This is a genomic window from Halomonas sp. AOP5-B2-8, assembly GCF_052376475.1.
GTDB lineage: Bacteria > Pseudomonadota > Gammaproteobacteria > Pseudomonadales > Halomonadaceae > Vreelandella > Vreelandella casei.
The window spans coordinates 47,450-63,357 of record NZ_JBQSVS010000006.1; the positions used below are offsets into that span (position 1 = coordinate 47,450).

The 15,908-nt window shown below is 51.5% G+C and carries 16 protein-coding genes; 9 read left to right on the forward strand and 7 right to left on the reverse strand.

Annotated elements, in window-relative coordinates; all coding sequences use genetic code 11:
• Positions 1-44 precede the first annotated feature (44 nt).
• From hemW to ACT3RP_RS14515, 7 genes are all read right to left on the reverse strand, one after another.
• On the reverse strand, positions 45-1,229 hold the full coding sequence (gene hemW, locus ACT3RP_RS14485; protein ID WP_441684353.1) for a radical SAM family heme chaperone HemW: 1,185 nt from the start codon (positions 1,227-1,229) through the stop codon (positions 45-47).
• Positions 1,222-1,830, reverse strand: coding sequence for an RdgB/HAM1 family non-canonical purine NTP pyrophosphatase (rdgB, locus tag ACT3RP_RS14490; RefSeq protein ID WP_483394051.1), 609 nt, complete (start codon positions 1,828-1,830; stop codon positions 1,222-1,224). Before rdgB ends, hemW begins: the two co-directional genes overlap by 8 nt.
• A 147-nt stretch (positions 1,831-1,977) precedes the next feature.
• A complete protein-coding gene (locus ACT3RP_RS14495) occupies positions 1,978-2,247 on the reverse strand; it encodes a hypothetical protein (RefSeq protein WP_444672291.1) in 270 nt (89 codons plus the stop codon).
• Positions 2,248-2,417: 170 nt separating this feature from the next.
• Positions 2,418-3,698, reverse strand: coding sequence for a glutamate-1-semialdehyde 2,1-aminomutase (hemL, locus tag ACT3RP_RS14500; RefSeq protein WP_096276723.1), 1,281 nt, complete (start codon positions 3,696-3,698; stop codon positions 2,418-2,420).
• A 36-nt stretch (positions 3,699-3,734) separates the two neighbouring features.
• Entirely contained in the window at positions 3,735-4,544 is an 810-nt protein-coding gene (gene thiD, locus ACT3RP_RS14505) for a bifunctional hydroxymethylpyrimidine kinase/phosphomethylpyrimidine kinase (protein ID WP_441684356.1), read from the reverse strand.
• Entirely contained in the window at positions 4,544-4,975 is a 432-nt protein-coding gene (hemJ, locus tag ACT3RP_RS14510; RefSeq protein ID WP_096276727.1) for a protoporphyrinogen oxidase HemJ, read from the reverse strand. The genes thiD and hemJ overlap by 1 nt, the downstream gene beginning before the upstream one ends.
• Positions 4,975-6,804, reverse strand: coding sequence for a chloride channel protein (locus ACT3RP_RS14515; RefSeq protein WP_441684357.1), 1,830 nt, complete (start codon positions 6,802-6,804; stop codon positions 4,975-4,977). The genes hemJ and ACT3RP_RS14515 overlap by 1 nt, the downstream gene beginning before the upstream one ends.
• A gap of 206 nt (positions 6,805-7,010) precedes the next feature.
• On the opposite strand from ACT3RP_RS14515, the gene argC reads away from it, so the two are divergent.
• The 9 genes from argC to ACT3RP_RS14560 all read left to right on the forward strand — a co-directional run bounded on the left by argC (position 7,011) and on the right by ACT3RP_RS14560 (position 15,901).
• On the forward strand, positions 7,011-8,045 hold the full coding sequence (gene argC / locus ACT3RP_RS14520) for an N-acetyl-gamma-glutamyl-phosphate reductase (protein WP_096276731.1): 1,035 nt from the start codon (positions 7,011-7,013) through the stop codon (positions 8,043-8,045).
• A 103-nt stretch (positions 8,046-8,148) separates the two neighbouring features.
• Entirely contained in the window at positions 8,149-8,502 is a 354-nt protein-coding gene (gene erpA, locus ACT3RP_RS14525) for an iron-sulfur cluster insertion protein ErpA (protein WP_441672486.1), read from the forward strand.
• A gap of 148 nt (positions 8,503-8,650) precedes the next feature.
• Positions 8,651-9,427: a transporter substrate-binding domain-containing protein gene (locus ACT3RP_RS14530; protein WP_096276735.1), complete on the forward strand. Its 777-nt coding sequence runs from the start codon at positions 8,651-8,653 to the stop codon at positions 9,425-9,427.
• Between the two features lie 115 nt (positions 9,428-9,542).
• A complete protein-coding gene (locus ACT3RP_RS14535) occupies positions 9,543-10,214 on the forward strand; it encodes an amino acid ABC transporter permease (RefSeq protein ID WP_096276738.1) in 672 nt (223 codons plus the stop codon).
• 11 nt (positions 10,215-10,225) lie between these two features.
• Positions 10,226-10,996, forward strand: coding sequence for an amino acid ABC transporter ATP-binding protein (locus ACT3RP_RS14540; protein WP_176483348.1), 771 nt, complete (start codon positions 10,226-10,228; stop codon positions 10,994-10,996).
• A 592-nt stretch (positions 10,997-11,588) separates the two neighbouring features.
• Entirely contained in the window at positions 11,589-13,493 is a 1,905-nt protein-coding gene (gene mnmG, locus ACT3RP_RS14545; protein ID WP_096276740.1) for a tRNA uridine-5-carboxymethylaminomethyl(34) synthesis enzyme MnmG, read from the forward strand.
• Positions 13,490-14,155: a 16S rRNA (guanine(527)-N(7))-methyltransferase RsmG gene (gene rsmG / locus ACT3RP_RS14550; RefSeq protein ID WP_096276742.1), complete on the forward strand. Its 666-nt coding sequence runs from the start codon at positions 13,490-13,492 to the stop codon at positions 14,153-14,155. The genes mnmG and rsmG overlap by 4 nt, the downstream gene beginning before the upstream one ends.
• Positions 14,156-14,923 carry a ParA family protein gene (locus tag ACT3RP_RS14555; RefSeq protein WP_096276745.1) on the forward strand — a complete coding sequence of 256 codons (768 nt, stop codon included), beginning with the start codon at positions 14,156-14,158 and terminating at the stop codon, positions 14,921-14,923. It abuts the gene before it with no gap.
• A 48-nt stretch (positions 14,924-14,971) separates the two neighbouring features.
• Positions 14,972-15,901 carry a ParB/RepB/Spo0J family partition protein gene (locus ACT3RP_RS14560; RefSeq protein WP_096276747.1) on the forward strand — a complete coding sequence of 310 codons (930 nt, stop codon included), beginning with the start codon at positions 14,972-14,974 and terminating at the stop codon, positions 15,899-15,901.
• The last annotated feature ends 7 nt before the right edge of the window (positions 15,902-15,908 follow it).

Here is a 15,908-nt window from a genome sequence, read left to right on the forward strand (position 1 = left end):
TCTTCAATCGTTTGTTTCTTAAAAGATAGTTGGTTTATTACTTATCAATCATCGCCAATTAATGCCAGCAACTCATTCAAGAATAATAGACCTTGAGGCGATGCACGCAGTTTTTCAGGCATTTGCATCAAAAGTCCTTTTTTATCGGCGGACTGTAAACGCTCCAGTAACAAAGTATGTGACTGCCCTGTGTTAGCTGTCCACGTACCCAGCGTAACACCCTCCGTCAGCCGTAAAGCGTTCATGGCAAACTCCAAGGGCAGTTCATCTGCTGTTATTAACTGCTTGCCTGCCACAAAACCGCGCAAATCGTCCATACGTTTAAGGTAGGCATCAGGCTGGCGAGTTTTCCAGCGCCGCTCGATATTCCACTGTTTATCTTGATCAATGTGGCTAAGCTTGCCATGGGCGCCTGCACCAATGCCTAAATAATCACCAAACTGCCAATAATTAAGATTATGACGACTTTGATGATTAGCAGTGGCGTAAGCCGAAATCTCGTAACGTTCAAATCCTGCCTGCTCTAAACGCTGGTGCCCTGTGTCCTGAATATCCCAAAGCGCCTCCTCTTCCGGTAATAACGGGGGATTAGAATGAAAGGCGGTATTCGGTTCTAGAGTCAGTTGATACCAAGAAAGATGCTGTGGGGCTAGGGCCAAGGCTTGCTCAATATCATCCATTGCAAGCTCAGGCGTTTGCTCTGGCAAACCGTGCATGAGGTCAATATTGATATTGGTAAATCCAGCGTGCCGCGCTTGGGTAACCGCTGTCACGGCTTCTTGGCCGCTATGAATGCGCCCAAGAGCATGTAATTGGGCGGGCTGGAAGCTCTGAATACCCAGCGATAAGCGGTTAATACCCGCATTACGATAGCCAGTGAAACGTTCTTGCTCGGTAGTGCCTGGGTTGGCCTCTAAGGTAATTTCAATATCGTTAGCAAAAGGCAGCCGGTGCTTGATTTCTGTCAGTAAACGATCATAAAACAGTGGCGAAAGCAGGCTCGGCGTCCCACCGCCGATAAAAATAGTCTGTATTTCCCGCTCAGCGGCTAATGCAAGGTCGCCATCCAGATCTTGTAACAGCGCCTTAAGATAAGCATCTTCAGGCAACGCTTTCGGCGTAAAGCCGTGCGAACCTGGCTCATGGGAATTGAAATCACAATAGGGGCATTTACGTACGCACCAAGGGGTGTGGATATAAAGCGATAGCGGCGGCAGCGTGTCAGCCATGCGCCACCTGCAGCAACTCCACCAAGCCCTGAAGCGCGCGGCCTCGGTGGCTAAGGCGATTTTTAGTTTCGCTGGGCAGCTCGGCAACACTCATTCCCTGATCCGGTAGCCAGAAAAGGGGATCATAGCCGAACCCCTCCTGGCCCCGCGGATGAGCAAGAATTTCACCTTCCCAACTGCGCTGTACGATCACCGGAACCGGATCTTTAGGATGGCGCAAGTAAACCAGTACGCACCAATAGCGCCCACTGCGCTGACCTTCCGCACAATCGTTTAACGCGGCTAATAACGTCTCATTATTTTTTTGATCACTTTTTGGCTCGCCGCCATAGCGCGCGGAATAGATACCCGGCGCACCATTCAATGCGTCCACTTCGAGGCCAGAATCGTCCGATAGCGCGGGCAAACCACTAATAAGGCTCGCTTCACGGGCTTTGAGCAGGGCATTTTCTACGAATGTTAACCCTGTCTCTTCGACATCAATAACCCCAAAATCTGCTTGAGGGCGAACATCAAAGCCTAAAGGTGAAAGTAATTGATTGAATTCTCTTAACTTTCCGCTATTTCCACTCGCCAGAACAAGGGTATTGGCTGATGACATGACAAACACTCCAGACATTAGAGCGTCAGTTTACGCGCTCATCCGCCGTATCAAAAGCCAACAAAATGTTACTGAACGTATCTTAGAAAAAGATAGGTTAGAACACGCTAATTTAAGATAAATTAATACGGTGATATTTAGATATCCCTACCGCATCACGAGCGTTAACGTGCCTCCCACCCCTTGGGTAGAAGAACGAGTACGGTTAGTGCCTTTTTGAATGTCGACGTCCAGTTGCTCATCATCACTCAACAGTTTAACGGCACCTTCCAGTTCAGTACCGATAAACGTGTACTCGGCAGGTACGGTCCCACGCTCTTCGATATGCTCCGTCGTTTCGCCCTCATGGGTAATACGCCAGTGGGCTGAAAACTCTGCGCCTGGAGAGCCGCTCATGCTGATATGGATCTCATTCATAGTCTGCTCCTGAGACGACTACGCCAGCAGTGGGGCGCATGCTATTAGCCCCGCCGCACACATCGCATATCGCCAAGCCGTTGGTCGTTGCATTGTGATACCTCGTTTACCACAAGAGCCGCTCGTAATGAGCGGCTCTTGTGGTATAGCGAGCTTTACGTTACTTGCCGTTACATAACTGCAAAGGCTTTCTCTGCTGCATCCAGGGTGAACTGGATATCTTCCGGGGTATGAGCACTCGACATAAAACCCGCTTCATAGGCAGAAGGGGCCAGATAAACACCGTGATCTAGCATCGCGCCAAAGAAGCGGCGGAACGCATCTGGATTACATGCCGTGGCTTGGGCAAAGTTATCCACACGACGTTGAGAGGTAAAGAAGAGACCAAACATACCGCCAGCTGATTGCGTCATCATTGGTACACGTGCAGCGTTGGCGCGCTCTTGCAGCCCCTGACACAATGTGTTAACCCGCTGGGTTAACGCATCGTGAAAACCCGGTACCTGAAGCTTCGTCAGTAGAGCTATTCCCGCCGCCATCGCCAGTGGATTACCGGACAGCGTGCCTGCCTGATATATAGGACCCATGGGAGAAATATTCTGCATAATCTCGCGCTTGCCACCAAATGCGCCCACCGGCATGCCGCCACCGACAATTTTACCCAGGCAGGTCAGATCCGGGGTAATGCCATAGTGTGCCTGTGCACCGCCCAGCGCCACACGAAAACCTGTCATCACTTCATCAAAAATCAGCACGCTAGCGTGTTCATTGCATACTCTTCGCAGTGTTTCTAAGAAGCCTGGCTGGGGTGGAATACAGTTCATGTTGCCAGCCACTGGCTCAACGATTATGCAGGCAATCTGATCGCCAATCTCAGCAAAGCACGCCTCAACCCCTTCAGGGTCGTTATACGACAGAGTGATCGTATGCTCCGCCAGTGAAGCAGGCACGCCTGGTGAGCTAGGTTCACCGTGGGTAAGTGCCCCTGAGCCGGCTTTTACCAGCAGCGAGTCCGAGTGACCATGATAATTACCTTCAAACTTAACAATCTTATCGCGCCCGGTGGTGCCCCGCGCCAAGCGAATAGCCGACATAGTGGCTTCGGTGCCAGAGCTAGTCATACGCACCATATCCATAGAGGGAATCATCTCGCAGATGAGGTCCGCCATGGTGGTTTCTACCGCCGTCGGGGTGCCAAACGAAAGGCCATTATCCAAACGAGCTCGAACGGCTGCCAGTACGTCTTGATCGGCATGCCCTGTGATCATTGGTCCCCAGGAGCCCACGTAATCCACATAGCGGTTCCCTTCAACGTCAAACAGGAAGGCGCCCTGAGCGCGCTCCATAAAAACCGGCGGACGGTGCAAACCTTTAAATGCCCGGACAGGCGAATTTACGCCGCCAGGAATATGGCGGCTCGCTAGATCGAATAGTTCAGCTGATGTGGTCATGACATCCTCTAAATAAAAGGCGTACAGAAGATAGGATCAAAAGCGGACAGCCTGTGAAAAGCGGTTAGGCAAGCACTGGCCACTGGGTGGCTGAAAGCCTTGAGACAAGCTTTCCCAAGTAAAGTGCTGAGCTTGCTCACAGGCAGTTGGTAAGCGCTCACCCACAGCCAAGCGTGCGGCAATAGCTGAAGCAAGCGTGCAACCGGAGCCGTGAAACTGTTCGGGCAGCCGCGGCCACTGCCATTGGCGAGTGGTCTCTGGCGAATGCAATGTGTGGACTACCTGGTGATCGTTGCCCGGTAATGGTTCATCGGTGGCCGTTACTAAAATTGCCTGGCACCCTTGAGACATCAGCGCCACTGCACGCGAGGTATCGTCGTAAGGGGTGGCGATACCCGGCGTTAACTGAGCGAGCTCCGCGCGATTGGGCGTTAAGATATCCACAAGCGGTAGCACGCGATCAATAAATAGCTGCCGTAAATCGGGTGTGGATAACTCAGTTCCGCCGCCTGCTCTAAATACCGGATCGGCGACCACGGGAATGCCCGGAAACCGTCGGATAATTTGCTCCGCCGCACGCAGCGTGGCTTCATCGGCAAGCAAGCCAATCTTAATGGCCGCGACCTGCATCTCGCTCATCGCCTCGGCCATTTGACGCATTGCGTTAGAGTCAGCAGGTATCACCCTAGTCACATTATGACAATTTTGTATCGTCAGCGCGGTGGGAATAGTGACAGCCCAACCACCGCATGCCGAAATAGCTTCGCTGTCAGCAATTAAACCCGCACCGCCAGTCGGGTCATGTCCAGCCAGCACCAAAACAACGGGAGGAAGCGGTTGGCGCATCAAAAGGGTTTCACAACCGCGAGTAACACAACCGCGATAAGCACAATGACGGGCGCTTCGTTAAACCAGCGAAAAAACACATGGCTTTTGGTACAGCGATTCTGAGCGAACTGCTTTAAATAAATCAAACAAACGTGATGATAGGCAATTAGAACCACTATTAAGGCCAGCTTAGCGTGCATCCACCCTTGGCTAAACCATGCCGGCACCAAGTAAAGCATCCAACCGCCAAACACTAACACCACAATCATAGACGGCGTCATGATGCCGCGGTAAAGCTTGCGTTCCATGGTTTTAAAATAGCTCATTGCCTGGTCATCGCCATTATCCCGTGCGGTAGCGTGATAAACGTACAGCCTAGGCAAATAGAACAGTGCAGCAAACCAGGTCACCACGGCCATTAAGTGAATAGCCTTCACCCATAGATACATTATCGCTCCTTAACTGATGAATCTTTCTCTTGTAAATCGTTTTCACGGGGGTCAGCACCGCGGGGCTCTGAGTAGTGATAATAACGTTCGATAGCACCACGGGTAATAATACCTGAAATCCGTTGCTGCTTAGGGCGATAACCATGAACGACATACAGTGCCCCTAGCGCATTATCTTGAAGTTTTAGAAAGGCTTCAGAAAGCGTTGCCTGCAGTCCAATCGGCGCCAATTCTAAGCGCTGCCCGGGGATTTCTAACAAATCAATCAACTCATCGTCCGGCGGTGGTTGATCGCTAAGCGCTTCATCATGTTCGAGCAACCAGCGTGCAAGCTCTGCAGCTTTAAGCGCCAGCACCGGTTTTTCCTCGCTTGAACGCTCGATCACCAGCCATACCGGATTAGTTTCGAGCAGCAAACGCGCCTGATCAGAGGTAATCATTCGCTCAGTCCGCACCAGTTGGCGTTCCATCACGGCGGGTACTGATACTCTTGAGAGCGCTTGCATCAGTGGTTGCTGCAAAGGGTGCAAACCATAGCGTACCGAGCTAATAAAAAAGCCTTCACAGCCGGTAATTTGACGCGAGGTGAGACACGCAACGACCACCACCAACATGCCGGGTAGCATAATACTCGGCGTATGCGTCAGCTCCAAAAGCGCCATCAACGCTGCCAGCGGCGCTTGCAACACCGCCCCCATCATCGCAGCCATGCCTAGCATGGCATAAACACCCGGGTCAGCGGCTTTATCGGGCCACAGCCAGCCGCCCAACAGCCCAAACAGCGCGCCTGTCGCTGCGCCGACGACTAGCACGGGGCCGATAATACCGATTGGCACTCCGCCAGAAACGGTCAGCGCCGTCAGTAATAGCTTGGCTATCATTAGCGCCAGCAGGACTTTAATTTCCAACTGATTATTGAGCGCAGCCGCCACGCTGTCGTAACCAATGCCCTGTACTTGCGGAAACCACCAGGCAACAGCACCCGTGGCTACGCCGACTAGCCCTAAACGCAGCCAAAGCGGCCAGGCTTGTATCCGCTGACTGCGCGAAATATGAATAAATAGCCCCGCCAGCAAGCCGATAAATAGCCCGGTGAGCACAATCCAAGGAAGGTTCATTAACGAACCAAGCACTACTTCTGGAATACGAAAAGCCGGCTCATTCCCATAGGCAAGCTGTGCCATCAGCGCGCCCATCGTAGAGGCTAAAATGACCGGCATAAAGCTCATCAGGGTGTACTCCATCATGACAACTTCCATGGCGAAGATGACCCCGGCGATAGGCGTATTAAATGAAGCGGAAATGCCAGCAGCGGTACCGCACGCTACTAGAACTCTTAAGCTATTATTGGGTAAGCGCATCTGTTGGCCTAAGCCACTTGCTGCCGCGGCGCCTAAATGAATAGCAGGCCCTTCGCGGCCAGCGGATAGCCCGCCAAGCACAGAAATGACGCCGACCCACCATTGATTAAGCCAGTTACGCAGAGGAAAGCGACCTTGATGGTAGGAAAGCCGCTCAATTACATGGCCAACACCTAGCTTGCGCGCGGCAGGCTTTTGCCGATACAGCAAAACACCCACTAAGGTAACCGCCACGAGTGGAAGCAGCGTACGCAGCCAAGGCGCCATGCTTTCAAAGGCTTCAGGGTCGCCATCGGTCATGTACAGCGCCGCGCCTGTTTCCAAGAGCAGGCGAAACGCCACCATCACCGCGCCGGTAATAATCCCAGAGACGAGCCCCAGCAAGCAAAGCTGTGGAAGGGCATCGACATTGGCCAACTGGCGACGAAAGCTCTCTAGAGTAAAATCCGAACGGGAAAAACGCGCCACGACGACCTTCCTTGTTTTTTTGCCTTGGTACTCTATGTCTTGGGTTAGTCTTAGTGTTCTTGTGTCTTCATCCTCTTGTGTATCATAGCCCGATACGCTTAGACAGCCCGCAGCAATCCGCTTAGGCTGTTGCTATCAATACTCAGGTCAAAAGTAATTTACATTTTTTTCTAAAATCTGTTTTGCAAACCCGCAAGGAGTTATTTGTGATTAAGGTCGGCATTGTTGGCGGTACCGGTTATACCGGCGTTGAGCTACTGCGGCTGCTCGCCCAGCACCCCCACGTCAACGTCGCCGCGATTACCTCGCGCTCAGAGGCGGGCATCAAAGTATGCGATATGTACCCTAATCTGCGCGGCCATTACGACACGCTGGCATTTAGCGAGCCGGATGCCAAGCAGCTAGGCGCCATGGATGCGGTATTTTTTGCCACGCCCCACGGCGTTGCTCACACCCTAGCGGGTGAACTGCTCGACAATGGCACCCGCGTCATCGATTTATCGGCTGACTTTCGCCTACGCGATGCCAATGAATGGAGCCGCTGGTACGAGCAGCCCCACGGGGCGCCAGCGCTACTGGGAGAGGCGATTTACGGCCTGCCAGAAATGCACCGCGAAAAAATTAAAGACGCACGCTTAATTGCGGTACCCGGCTGCTACCCCACGGCCGTGCAGTTAGGCTATCTACCGCTATTGGAAGCGGGCTTGATTGATCCCCAACAGCTGATTGCAGACTGTAAATCCGGCGTTACCGGCGCGGGCCGCGGCGCAAAAGTGGGATCGTTACTCGCAGAAGCCAGTGAATCAATGAAGGCTTACGGTGCGTCGGGTCACCGCCATTTACCGGAAATTAGCCAGGGCCTTAAGGATATTAGTCATGCCTCGGTCGGGTTGACGTTTGTACCTCACCTTACGCCCATGATTCGCGGTATTCACGCCACGCTTTACGGCCAGTTAACCGCTGAGCCAGGCGATTTACAGGCACTGTTTGAACAGCGCTACGCCGACGAGCCGTTCGTTGATGTCATGCCTGCCGGGAGCCATCCCGAAACGCGCAGTGTCAAAGGTATCAACACCTGCAGGCTAGCGGTACATCGTCCTGGCAATGGCAATACTGTGGTGGTGCTATCGGTGATTGATAATTTAGTCAAAGGTGCTTCAGGCCAAGCGATTCAGAACCTTAACTTAATGTTTGGCTTTGATGAAAACATGGGATTAACAGCGCCTGCACTGATGCCTTAACGTTCGACTAATTCCCAGCAATAGTTGACCAATTTGCTGGGAATTACCCATAATCACCCCCCAATGCCGATTTATTCGTTCTTTAAGCTCGCGGGAGGTACCCATGAGCGGTGCAGAAGCCTTTGTTCCGACCCCATTACTGCTGTCTGATAGTGCACGCAAGCGCATTAATGCACTGATTGCAGAAGAAAATAATCCATCTCTAAAGCTACGCGTCTACGTCACCGGCGGTGGCTGCTCTGGTTTTCAGTACGGCTTCGATTTTGCTGAAAACGTTGCCGAGGATGACACCGTCATCGCATTTGGAGATGCCTCCTTAGTGGTCGATCCGCTGTCTTATCAATATTTAGTCGGCTCCACCGTCGATTATGAAGAAGGGCTTGCAGGCGCTCGTTTTCGCGTGCAAAACCCTAACGCTACCGCTACCTGCGGCTGTGGCGCTTCCTTTATGGTCTAAACAGCGTTGGCTCAAAGCTCACCCCGTGACTTGACGCCTTGTCGGTTTCTCGCCAAGGTTAATAGGTCAATAACAGCCTTAAGGCTTTTCCAAACGACAAAAATCGCTTGGAAAGCCATGACAGGCCACATAAAACACGGGGAAACTTATGAAAGTAGCGCTACCACTCAGTCTCACTAAAACAACGCTTGTGCTAGCCCTTGGATTAGCCGGCACCACTGCTGCCATGGCTGACTTACCGAAAGTAAACGTAGCGACCGACCCAAGCTTCGTGCCTTTTGAGATGATGGATCAAGAAACGGGTGAAATGACCGGTTTTGATATGGACATCATCAACGAAGTGGCTGAGCGTGCAGGCTTTGAAGTTAATCTCACCACAATGGAATTTGCTGGCATTATCCCGGCCGTACAAACAGGCAGCCAAGAGATCGCCATCGCCGGTACGACCATTACTGCAGAGCGCGCTGAGATAGTTGACTTCTCAGACCCTTACTATGATTCAGGTCTACAGATTATTGTTCGCGCTGACAACAACGATGTAGAAAGCATCGAAGACCTCGCGGGACTGCCTATCGCTACGCGGATTGGTTCCACCAGCTACGACTTCCTACAAGCTGAGCTAGGGGAAGATGCCGATATCACTCCTTTCCCTGCTATGAGTGATATGTATATGGCGCTATTAGGCCGTAACGTCGATGCGGTGTTCTACGATGCGCCTAACGTTGCTTACTTCTCACAAACCCGTGGTGAAGGGCGCACGAAAGTCGTTGGACCGCTTTACGAAGGTCAGCAGTACGGTATCGTTTTTCATAAAGGCAGCGAGTGGGTAGAACCTACCAATGAAGCGCTTGCCGCGATGAAAGAAGACGGTACCTACGATGAAATTTATCAAAAGTGGTTTGGTGAAGCGCCCAGCGAAGAGTGAGATTAAAGACTCGCTAACCGCATAGCATCATAACAGGGCCGGGTGGCCATAGCCCCCGGCCCTGCTGCGTTTCTCAAGTGTTTTTTCTCATCTTTTTTGTTTCAGGAGTCTACGCGTGGACGTCAATTTTCAGTTTGATTGGTCGGCAGCGTTTGGATCTATTCCATACCTGCTACCTGGCATTCCCTGGACGTTACTTATTTCATTTGGCGGCCTGGCAATTGGTTTTTTTATCGGCATTTTCTTTGGCCTGCTGCGGCTGAGCCGCCTGCGCTGGCTACGTTGGCCGGCTATTTTTTACGTTGAGGTGTTTCGCGGCACGCCTATCCTTGTCCAGGTACTGTTCATTTTTTATGGTTTACCACAGCTGTTGGGTAGCCCTATTAATGCGCTTGTTGCGGGTATTGCTGCCATTGCCGTTAACTCTGGCGCCTATATTTCTGAGATTGTCCGCGGCGGCGTTCAATCGATTGAGCGTGGCCAGCGGGAGGCGTCGCTATCACTGGGCCTTTCCCGTACCCAAGCCTTTCGCTATGTGATTTGGCCCCAAGCTTTCCGCCGGATGATTCCATCACTTGGTAATCAAGGCATTATCAGTATTAAAGACACGTCGCTGTTTTCAGTGATTGGCGTTGGCGAACTGGTACGTCAGGGACAAATCTACATTTCCACTACGTTCACCGCCCTTGAGGTCTACTTCATGGTCGCACTGATGTATTTAGCGATCACCTGGACCCTTTCAATCTTACTACGCCAGCTTGAGCGTAGAGGTCTGGCCGGACAATAAGGACACGCACAATGAGCGAAACATTGAACAACACAACGCAGCCAATTGTGCGTATGCAGAAGCTCAATAAACATTTTGGCAGCCTGCACGTACTCAACAACATTGATCTCGACATTATTCCTGGTGAAGTGGTCGTGATTATTGGTGCCAGCGGTTCAGGTAAATCGACCCTGATTCGCTGTATCAACGGTCTTGAGGAGTTTCAGGCAGGCAGTCTTACTGTTGATAACAACGAACTCTTGCCCAATGGAAAAAGCACCAGAGCGTTACAAACCATTCGTACTGAAGTCGGTATGGTGTTTCAGCAGTTCAACCTCTTTCCCCACCTCAGCGTACAAGACAACGTTACGTTAGCACCGATGAAAGTACGCGGCGCTAGCCGCGCTGATGCTGTTATCAGTGCCAAACGTCTGCTTGACCGTGTAGGTATTGCAGATCAGGCCGATAAGTACCCAAGCCAGCTCTCTGGCGGCCAGCAGCAGCGTGTCGCACTGGCACGTGCCTTGGCCATGGAACCGCGGCTAATGCTGTTTGACGAGCCTACATCGGCACTTGACCCCGAAATGATTGGTGAAGTGTTGGACGCTATGCGTGAACTCGCTAAAGAAGGGATGACGATGGTAATAGTCACCCATGAAATGGGCTTTGCCCGAGAAGTCGCAGATCGCGTTATTTTTATCCATAAGGGTGAAATTGCAGAGCAGGGACCGCCTGAAAAGCTGTTTGATACGCCTCAACATGAGCGCACTCAATCCTTCCTTGCACGAGTGTTAAAACACTAGATCGAATCGATATTTTCAGCGCTAATTCGACATTAATGACGTCTTAAACGGTCGCTAAATTGCTTTTTTTACCCGCCTGTCCTCGTGACAGGCTTTTTTTTGCCTGTGGATAAGGTTTTTTTTCGTTTATCCACTTCTCGTCTATCAGGCCTGCCATAGGGATCTCTTAGCATTTGTTAACAGGCATGTACTGGATGTTCACAGGTGCGGTAACAACCAAGGTATAGGCCGGTGGATAAGCCGTGTAGAATTGGTGCTGTGGATAAAGGGGTATTTCATCCACAGGAGTAACACCGCTTCTGCCCAGGCAATACGCTATTCAAACATGTAGAAGTCAACAATGTAATATATTGAAAAATAAATGAATTAGTTGCTTATGCACAGAAATTGTCCACACTAATAGTTACTACATTTACAGAACTTCTCTTATCTTATTTTTATATTGTTATTAATAAAGGCTATTCAAATTGAAGGGGTGTGGAAAAACCTGACGGTTACCCACAGGGGGTTTATACTTGCCGGCGTATTGAACTAGGGTGCATAAGCACTGGCTCACATCATCCGTGCCCAACGGCACAAGACGAGGTGTCTCTTGAATTATCCCGACCGCTTTGACGTGATTGTCATCGGCGGTGGCCATGCGGGGACTGAAGCCGCACTGGCCTCTGCTCGTATGGGCTGTCAGACCCTGCTGCTCACTCACAACATCGAAACACTGGGCCAAATGTCGTGTAATCCTGCGATCGGTGGCATTGGCAAAAGCCATTTGGTGAAAGAAATCGATGCTATGGGCGGCGCTATGGGGCTTGCCACGGACTTAGGTGGCATCCAGTTTCGCGTGTTAAATGCACGCAAAGGGCCTGCCGTTAGAGCCACTCGGGCTCAGGCAGACCGCATTCGTTACAAATCAGCTATTCGTGGGATGTTGGAAAACCAGCCTAATTTGACGCTTTTCCAGCAGGCGGCCGGTGACTTAATCGTCGAAAATGACACCGTGCGTGGCGTTGTAACCGAGACTGGTATTCGTTTTCATGCTCAAAGCGTTGTGCTGTGTACCGGCACATTTTTGGGTGGTGTGATTCATATAGGCTTGGATCAAAGCAAGGGCGGCCGCGCAGGTGACCCGCCTTCCAACGCTCTCGCCGAGCGGTTAAGGGCACTGCCGTTTCGGGTTGATCGTTTAAAAACCGGTACCCCCCCGCGCATTGATGCTAAAACGGTTGATTTTTCACAGCTGGAAGAACAGCCAGGCGATACACCAACGCCAGTGATGTCCTATCTTGGCTCGCGGGAAATGCACCCTCAGCAAGTCAGCTGTCACATTGCCCACACCAACCAGCAGACTCACGACCTGATCCTGGCTAACCTTGATCGATCACCCATGTATTCTGGTGTGATTGAAGGCGTTGGCCCGCGCTACTGCCCATCAATTGAAGATAAAGTCCATCGGTTTGCCGACAAGTCGAGCCATCAAGTGTTTATCGAGCCTGAAGGCTTGGACACTCATGAGCTCTATCCCAATGGGATCTCGACCTCGCTGCCCTTTGACGTGCAGATTCAAGTTGTGCGCTCTATCAAAGGCTTGGAAAACGCACATATCACGCGGCCTGGTTATGCCATTGAGTATGATTTCTTTGATCCACGAGATTTAAAACACTCGCTGGAAACTAAATTTATCCACAGCCTGTTCTTCGCTGGCCAAATCAATGGCACAACGGGCTATGAAGAAGCCGCCGCCCAGGGGTTGCTAGCCGGCTTGAACGCTGCACGTCGCGCACAAGAGTTGGATGCATGGTACCCCCGCCGCGATGAAGCTTATCTTGGCGTATTGGTCGATGATCTAATCACGATGGGCACCAAGGAGCCCTATCGCATGTTTACCTCGCGAGCGGAGTATCGCTTACTGCTGCGAGAAGACAACGCTGATTTACGCCTTACTCCAGCAGGCCGTGAGCTTGGTTTGGTTAATGACGCCCGCTGGTCGGCGTTTAGTCAAAAGCGTGAAGCAATCGAGCAAGAAAACGCACGTCTGAAAACCGTTTGGATTCAACCGGGAAGCTTAGCTGCTGAGAAAGTGGCTGAAAAAACCGGCGCGCCTCTATCACGAGAATACTGCTTGAGTGATTTGCTTAAACGCCCTGAACTCAACTATAGCGACTTGGCCCAGTTACCCGGACTTGAAGACACGCTTACCACTGATGAAGCGGTTGCTGAGCAGGTACAAATTCAGGCCAAGTATCAAGGCTATATTCATCGGCAACAGGATGAGATTGATAAACTCAAACGCCATGAAGCGACGCCTTTGCCTGCTGAGTTGGATTATTTAAAGATAGAAGGTTTATCTAACGAAATCCGTCAAAAGCTTGCTGACGCTAGGCCAGAAACATTGGCCCATGCGGCGCGTATTTCAGGCGTTACTCCAGCGGCCGTTTCTATTTTGCTGGTACATCTGAAAAAACGCCGACTGGTAGCGGCTGCCGACGTGGTTAACGGATGAATTCGCTAACGGTGTTATTAAAAAGCTTACCCGCAAGCGTTGCGCTACGTTTAGATAAAGGTCTTCACCAACTGGCGATTAATGTCAGCCAGCATCAACGCGAACAGCTGCTAGGGTTTCTCGCGCTGTTGCACAAGTGGAACCGGGCTTATAACCTCACAGCGGTGCGTGATTTAGATGAAATGGTGTCGCGCCACGTGCTGGATAGCGCAGTGGTATTGCCCTATGTGCACGGGCCGCGTTTACTCGACGTTGGCGCAGGGCCCGGATTACCTGGAATAGTGTTGGCCATTTTGAATCCTGAGCTAGACGTCACGCTACTAGACAGCAACGGTAAAAAGGTGCGTTTTCAACGCCAAGCGGTCATGGAACTAGGGTTGAAAAACGTAACACCTGTCCAAGCACGCGTTGAACAGTTCGAAGCAGCTGCGTTTGATCAGGTAATCTCAAGGGCGTTTGCTAGCCTCGTTGATTTTGTCACGCTCACTCGTGAGCTGCCGGCCATTGATGGCCAGTGGTTAGCTATGAAAGGCCCGGGGGCGGATGATGAACTGCGTGATCTGCCCCATGGTATTAAATTACACGCGCGTCATCTGCTGGAAGTACCCTTTGAAGCGGCCCAGCGGCAGCTGTTGATTCTGACCCCAGAAGGAGTTGAGTAAGTGAGCCAGATCATTGCCCTGACCAACCAAAAAGGCGGCGTGGGCAAGACCACCTCGGCCGTTAATCTGGCGGCGAGTCTCGCAGCGCTCGATCGCCGCGTGCTATTGGTGGATCTTGATCCGCAAGGTCATGCCAGCATGGGTAGCGGCATCGACAAATACGAGCTTGATAAAAGTGTTCTTGATGTTTTGCTGGGTGAAGCTACCGCGGCTGAAACGATTGTCAAAAAGTTGCCGGTCAAGTACGACGTACTGCCGGGTAATGGCGATCTGACCGCCGCCGAAGTGGAATTATTAGATCGTGAGCAAAGTGAAAGCTGCCTGACAGCGGCGTTAGCATCGGTAGCGGATGAATACGATGTGGTGCTGATCGACTGCCCGCCGTCTTTGAACATGCTAACCGTCAATGCGTTAACGGCTTCTAACAGCGTGCTCATCCCTTTACAGTGCGAGTTTTACGCGCTTGAAGGGCTATCGGCACTGCTGGATACTGTTGAGCAAATCAAGCAAAACGTTAATCCTGATTTAGCCATTGCGGGCATTTTGCGTACCATGTACGACAAGCGCACTAGCTTAACCCGCGAAGTCGACAAGCAGCTGCGCGATTACTTTGGTGATATGTTGTTTAAAACCACCATACCCCGCAATGTTAAAGTCGCCGAAGCACCGAGTCATGGTCTGCCGGTCACGCAATATGCCCGGTTCTCACGGGGGAGTCAGGCCTATCGTGTGCTGGCAAAAGAGATGATCCGTCGTCTTTCACTTTAAACAATACGCGCTGTAGTTATAGCTATCGTTATAAATGAGGGAAAGCGAATGACGCGTAAACGCGCGCTAGGACGTGGCCTGGATGCCCTGATTGGTGCTGGTGCTCGTCGCCGTGACAGTCTAGAACTTGCCGGTAGCGGCACGCCGCTTGAGCTGACTAATACAGCGATTAGCGCTGCGACTGACGAGGTCGTTGAAGATCGACTTGAGCGTTTGCCATTAGCTCAGTTAACGCGGGGTAAATATCAGCCGCGTCGCGATATTCAGCCTGAAGCGTTAGAAGAGCTGGCCGATTCTATTCGTGCTCAGGGCGTTATGCAGCCTATCGTCGTACGTCCCATCGGCGTGGATCGTTACGAAATTATTGCCGGTGAACGTCGCTGGCGCGCCTCTCAGCTGGCTGAATTGGACGTTATTCCTGCGGTTATTCGCGAAGTCAGCGATGAAGTCGCACTAGCGCTGGCGTTAATTGAAAACATTCAGCGTGAAAATCTCAATGCCATTGAAGAAGCCATGGCACTTAAACGTCTGGGCGAAGAGTTTGAGCTTACCCAACAGCAAATTGCCGATGCCGTGGGTAAATCACGCACCCAGGTAGCTAATTTACTGCGTTTATTGGCATTAGACCCTGAAGTACAAACGCTCTTGGAGCGCGGCGATCTTGATATGGGCCATGCACGCGCTTTGCTGACGTTAAGCAGTTCACAGCAGCGGCAAGTTGCCCACGAAGTGGTCAATAACGACATGACCGTGCGAGCAACCGAAGCGTTGGTGAAAAAAGTACAAACAAGCCAAACCTCTCTTCAAACGCCTAGTCGGACAATTAAGCAGCCCGATGTAGCCAAGCTTGAAACGCATTTAGGTGAATTACTCGGTGCGGCTGTTTCCATTAATCATGGTCAAAAGGGCAAGGGTAAGCTGACTATTCGCTATACCAGCCTTGAAGAACTAGACGGTATTTTAATGCATATTAAATAGCAGGCTA

Excerpts from the sequence above, each read along its gene's own strand:
- ACT3RP_RS14495 (WP_444672291.1), bottom strand. The coding sequence starts at position 2,247 with ATGAATGAGATCCATATCAGCATGAGCGGCTCTCCAGGCGCAGAGTTT.
- rsmG (WP_096276742.1), top strand. The coding sequence starts at position 13,490 with ATGAATTCGCTAACGGTGTTATTAAAAAGCTTACCCGCAAGCGTTGCG.
- ACT3RP_RS14530 (WP_096276735.1), top strand. The coding sequence starts at position 8,651 with ATGAAAGTAGCGCTACCACTCAGTCTCACTAAAACAACGCTTGTGCTA.
- thiD (WP_441684356.1), bottom strand. The coding sequence starts at position 4,544 with ATGCGCCAACCGCTTCCTCCCGTTGTTTTGGTGCTGGCTGGACATGAC.
- ACT3RP_RS14540 (WP_176483348.1), top strand. The coding sequence starts at position 10,226 with ATGAGCGAAACATTGAACAACACAACGCAGCCAATTGTGCGTATGCAG.
- hemJ (WP_096276727.1), bottom strand. The coding sequence starts at position 4,975 with ATGTATCTATGGGTGAAGGCTATTCACTTAATGGCCGTGGTGACCTGG.
- erpA (WP_441672486.1), top strand. The coding sequence starts at position 8,149 with ATGAGCGGTGCAGAAGCCTTTGTTCCGACCCCATTACTGCTGTCTGAT.
- hemW (WP_441684353.1), bottom strand. The coding sequence starts at position 1,229 with ATGGCTGACACGCTGCCGCCGCTATCGCTTTATATCCACACCCCTTGG.
- hemL (WP_096276723.1), bottom strand. The coding sequence starts at position 3,698 with ATGACCACATCAGCTGAACTATTCGATCTAGCGAGCCGCCATATTCCT.
- ACT3RP_RS14560 (WP_096276747.1), top strand. The coding sequence starts at position 14,972 with ATGACGCGTAAACGCGCGCTAGGACGTGGCCTGGATGCCCTGATTGGT.
- rdgB (WP_483394051.1), bottom strand. The coding sequence starts at position 1,830 with ATGTCATCAGCCAATACCCTTGTTCTGGCGAGTGGAAATAGCGGAAAG.